The following is a 414-nucleotide window of genomic DNA, read 5'->3' as shown; positions in this document are numbered from 1 at the left end:
TCAACAACTTTGGTAACTCAAATGTTCAGTCCTACAACCCCAATGAGCAAGCTCATTGGTTTGGGCTGTTCCCCGTTCGCTCGCCGCTACTGAGGGAATCGAAAATTTCTTTCTGCTCCTGTGGGTACTGAGATGTTTCAGTTCCCCACGTCTACCTCTATACAGCTATGAATTCACCATATAGTAACAGTCGATTAAAACTGCTGGGTTGCCCCATTCGGAAATCTCCGGATCAAAGCTTACGTACAGCTCCCCGAAGCATATCGGTGTTAGTCCCGTCCTTCATCGGCTTCTAGTGCCAAGGCATCCACCATGCGCCCTTTTTAACTTAACCTGTACATCACGAAGTGATGCAAAGTTAATTGAGTATTTGCGATTTTTTTCTAGTTAACAAACTCAAAATAACGCGGTGTT

Annotated in this window: 1 rRNA gene; it reads right to left on the bottom strand. The window is 44.9% G+C overall.

Annotation, left to right across the window (positions count from 1 at the left end):
* Positions 1–334, bottom strand: a 23S ribosomal RNA gene (locus tag LPKJCM_RS11565); the annotation flags it as partial.
* Positions 335–414 lie beyond the last annotated feature (80 nt).

The organism is Lentilactobacillus parakefiri (genome assembly GCF_002157585.1).
Lineage (GTDB): Bacteria > Bacillota > Bacilli > Lactobacillales > Lactobacillaceae > Lentilactobacillus > Lentilactobacillus parakefiri.
Note: the sequence above shows the minus strand (reverse complement) of the source record. Positions and strands in the feature narration are given on the sequence as shown.